The 4237-nt window shown below is 73.3% G+C and carries 4 protein-coding genes; 3 read left to right on the top strand and 1 reads right to left on the bottom strand.

The genetic code is table 11. From position 1 onward, the window contains the following. Positions 1-47: 47 nt before the first annotated feature. The gene (locus E1182_RS29490; protein ID WP_132270991.1) at positions 48-422 is read left to right on the top strand and encodes a PH domain-containing protein; all 375 of its coding nucleotides are present in this window, start codon (positions 48-50) and stop codon (positions 420-422) included. A gap of 7 nt (positions 423-429) precedes the next feature. Here the strand turns inward: E1182_RS29490 and E1182_RS29485 are convergent, their stop codons facing one another. Further along, a complete protein-coding gene (locus E1182_RS29485; protein WP_132270990.1) occupies positions 430-1356 on the bottom strand; it encodes a 2-hydroxyacid dehydrogenase in 927 nt (308 codons plus the stop codon). A 64-nt stretch (positions 1357-1420) separates the two neighbouring features. On the opposite strand from E1182_RS29485, the gene E1182_RS29480 reads away from it, so the two are divergent. Beyond that, positions 1421-2596 carry a sorbosone dehydrogenase family protein gene (locus E1182_RS29480; protein WP_132270989.1) on the top strand — a complete coding sequence of 392 codons (1176 nt, stop codon included), beginning with the start codon at positions 1421-1423 and terminating at the stop codon, positions 2594-2596. Between the two features lie 80 nt (positions 2597-2676). After that, positions 2677-4237, top strand: a 1561-nt coding sequence (locus tag E1182_RS29475) for a metallophosphoesterase (RefSeq protein WP_132270988.1), incomplete at its 3' end; no start/stop codon positions are given.

Below are 4237 nucleotides of genomic sequence, written 5' to 3'. Positions count from 1 at the left end.
CCCGCCCACCCGGTCCGACTCCGGCAGAGGGATGGGATCATCGGGGAGTGAGTCGCGCCGACACGATCCGCTTCCGACACCACCAGGCCATCCTGGCGGCGGCCATCGTCGCCGTCGTCGGCGCGCTGCCGCTGGCCACCGCGGCCTGGTACCTGGTGCCGGTGCTGCTCGTGCCGCTGGCCGTCGTGGTCTGGGCGTGGCGGGCCGGCACCGATGCCGACGCGGGCGAGCTACGGGTACGCGCCCTCGTCGGCGAGCGTCGCATCCGGTGGGACCAGATCGTCGAGCTCGCCGCCGACCCGCGCGGACGGGCGGTCGCCCGGCTCGACGACGGGCAGCAGATCGCCCTGCCCGCGGTACGCGGCACCGATCTGCCCCGGCTCGTGTCGGTGACCGGGCAGCACCTGCCCGACGCCGGCTGACCGGCGCTCAGTAACCCTCGACCACCCGATTACGCAGCGGCTCCCCCGCCACGAACCGGCGCAGCTGCTCCCCGACCAGGCGATACGCCCGGGGCAGCAGCCCGCGCACCGAGCCGGCGACATGCGGGGTCAACAGCACGTTCGGTAGCTCCCAGAGCGGATGCCCGGCCGGCAGCGGCTCCGGATCGGTCACGTCCAGCGCGGCCCGCAGCCGACCTCGGGACAACTCGGCGACCAGCGCGTCCGTCCGGGCCACCGGACCGCGTGCGGCGTTCACCAGCAGTGCCCCGTCCGGCATCGCAGCCAGGAACCGCTCGTCGACCATTCCCCGGGTGGCGTCGGTCAGTGGCACCAGCAGTACCACCACGTCGGCCGTGGGCAGCAGTCGCGGCAGATCCCGCACGGCGTGCACCCCTTCGGCGGGGCGGGCGGTCCGGGCGACCAGGGTGAACTCGACGTCGAACGGGGCCAGCCGGGCCCGGACCGCCGCGCCGATCGAACCCGCGCCGACGATCAGTACCCGCTTACCGGCCAGCTCGTCGGTCGGCGCGACATCGCCGTACACCCACTCGCCGCGGGCCTGCGCGCGGATCATCGTGGGAAAGGCCCGCAGCTGGGCCAGGATCGCGGTGACCACCCACTCGGCGGTGCTGCTGTCGTGCACACCCCGCGCGTCGCAGAGCGTCACGCCCTCCGGCACCCGATCCACCCAGACCTCCGCTCCGGCGGAGAGAAGCTGCACCACCGCCACGTCGGGCAGCCGCGCCAGCATCGCCGTGGTGTCCCCGACGGCCAGGAACGGCGGCACCCAGAACCGGACGCCCGCCGGGTCCGACGGCGGCGCCGCCGAGTCCGTCCAGGGTTCGACGGTGACGCCCAGGGGCACCTCGCCGAGCAGTTCGACACCGGCCGGGTGGGGGATCCATACCTTCACGACCGCCGACGATAGCGGTCCCGGCGTGCTCGGGAAGACCGGATCGCGGGCTAGGCTGGGCCGGGTGAGCGCCCGTCTCCCGTACCCCCGCACCGGCCGCCGGCGCGCGGCGCTGGTCGCCTCCTGCACGTCGCTGCTGCTGGTCGCCGCCGGATGCAGCTTCGGCCCCCCGGAGCCAGACCCGGCCGGCGAGCCGCCCAACCTGCCCACCCCGTCGGTCAGCGCCAGCCCCGGCGGCGCCGGCCAGCAGGTCGTCGCCACCACGCTGGCCAAGGGGCTGCGGGTGCCGTGGGCCATCGCCTTCCTGCCCGACGGTGGGGGCCTGGTGACCGAACGGGACAGCGGCCGGATCCTCAAGATCGGCCCGGAGTCCGGACCGGACGGGCTGCGGGTCGCCCCGGTACAGACCATTCCGGACGTGGCCGCCGGCGGCGAGGCGGGGCTGCTGGGCATCGCCGTCTCCCCGTCGTACGACAGGGACGAGACGGTCTTCGTCTACTACACCACGCAGCAGGACAACCGGGTCGCGAAGCTCAAACTGGGCGGGCGGCCGACGCCGATCCTCACCGGCATTCCGAGAGCGCGCACCCACGACGGCGGAGGGCTCGCCTTCGGGCCCGACGGGCAACTCTACGTGAGCACCGGTGACGCCGGCGCCCCCGACGCCGCCCAGGACCGCGCCAGCCTCGGCGGCAAAATCCTGCGGATCACCACGGACGGCAGACCCGCCCCCGGCAACCCGTTCCCCGGCTCGCCGGTCTGGTCGCTGGGCCACCGCAACGTGCAGGGCCTCGCCTGGGACGCGGGCAAGCGGATGTACGCCACCGAGTTCGGCCAGAACACCTGGGACGAGATCAACCGGATCAACGCCGGGGGCAACTACGGCTGGCCGGTCGTCGAGGGCCAGGCCGACAACCGGCAGTACGTCGACCCGATCGCGCAGTGGCGCACCGCGGAGGCGTCCTGCTCCGGTCTGACCTCGGTCCAGCGGCTGCTGGTCGCCGCCTGCCTGCGCGGCCAGCGGCTCTGGGTGCTCGAGCTGACCGACACCGGCACCGTGCTCGGCCAGCCCCGCGAGCTGCTCGGCGGCCGGTACGGCCGGCTCCGCGCGGCGGCCGCCGCACCCGACGGCTCGGTGTGGGTTTCCACCTCCAACCACGATGGACGCGGTCGCCCGACCCCGGAGGACGACCGGCTGCTACGGCTGGTCTTCGCCGACGGGGGCGCCGGGCGGAGCTGATCCACTCCGGCGGGCCGCCGAAAGAGTCCCACTCCGTCGGGTTTGCCAAGATCCATCATCGGGCAGGTCAGAATCTCAGCATGGACGGTCAGGAGAACGAGCAGCGCGGGCCGCGGGACGACACGTCCCCGACCCGACGCGAGCGTGCCCGATGGCACCGGATCCGCAGGGCCGCCCGGTCGGGCCTCACCCGGCGGACGGGTGTGGTCGCCGCCGTACTGCTGGTCGCCCTCGTCGGCGCGGTGATCGGAGTGCTGGCCGGCGGCCGGGTCTACACCGACATCGGGCCGTTCCGGGCCGACCTGACGCTCACCCCGGCGGTCGACGGCCACACCACCGTCGACATCCCGCCGCTGGGCGCCCTGCAACTGGACAGCCACGACGGGCCGACCCACCTCACCGTCGGCCTGGGGGCGCTCGACCAGCGCAAGACGGAGGCGCTGATCGATGATCCGGCGAGTATCAGCCGGGCCAGCCACTCCGCCGTCGCCGACGTCCGCAACGGCGTGATCCGGCTCGCCCTGCGCACCCTCGGCGCGGTCGTGCTGGTCACCCTGGTGCTGGCCGCGCTGATCTTCCGGAACGTGCGGCGGACCGCCTGGTCGGCGGGGCTCGCCCTGGCCGTCACGGCCGGGAGTCTGGGGCTGGCCGCCGGCAGCCTGCGCCCGGAGTCGATCGAGGAGCCACGGTACGAGGGGCTGCTGGTCAACGCCCCGGCCGTGGTGGGTGACGCGCGGCGGATCGCCAACGACTACACCAAGTACGCCGAGCAGCTGCAACGCGTGGTGGCCAACGTCAGCAAGCTCTACACGACGGTGTCCGCGCTGCCGGTCTACGAGCCCGCGCCGGACACCACCCGCGTGCTGCACGTCTCCGACATGCACCTCAACCCCACCGGTTGGCAGCTGATCCGCACGGTGGTGGAGCAGTTCGACATCGACGTGGTGATCGACACCGGTGACCTCACCGACTGGGGCAGCGAGCCGGAGGCGTCGTACGTCGGCTCCATCGGTCTGCTGAAGAAGCCGTATGTCTACATCCGGGGCAACCACGACTCGGTCCGCACGGCGGCGGCGGTGGCCCGTCAGCCCAACGCGATCGTGCTCAACAACTCGATCACCTCCGTGGCCGGGCTGACCATCGCCGGGATCGGCGACCCACGGTTCACCCCCGACAAGGAGACCTCGCCGGCCGGCAGCGGGCTGACCAGGGAGGTGGCCGACCAGGTCATCGGGACCGGCGAGCAGCTCGCCGAGACGGTACGGCAGTCGCCCCGGCCGGTGGACATCGCCCTCGTGCACGATCCGGCCTCGGCGGGCCCGCTCTCGGGAGCCTGCCCGCTGGTGCTCGCCGGGCACACCCACGACCGGCAGGTGTCGAAGCTACCTGAGGTCTCCGGCCAGCAACCCACCCTACTGATGGTGGAGGGCTCCACGGGCGGTGCCGGGCTGCGCGGGCTGGAGCACGAAAAGCCGACCCCACTGTCGATGAGCGTGCTCTACTTCGACCCGCAGAAGCGACTCCAGGCGTACGACGACATCACCGTCGGCGGCACCGGGCAGGCTCAGGTCAACCTGGAGCGGCACGTCGTCCGGGATCCCGTGAAGGGCCCGGACGTCCCGGTCACCCCGACCCCGACCC

This window comes from Micromonospora sp. KC721 (genome assembly GCF_004348355.1).
In the GTDB taxonomy this organism is placed as follows: domain Bacteria; phylum Actinomycetota; class Actinomycetes; order Mycobacteriales; family Micromonosporaceae; genus Micromonospora.
The sequence above is the reverse complement of the archived record's forward strand: the minus strand, read 5'-3'. Positions and strand labels throughout refer to the sequence as shown.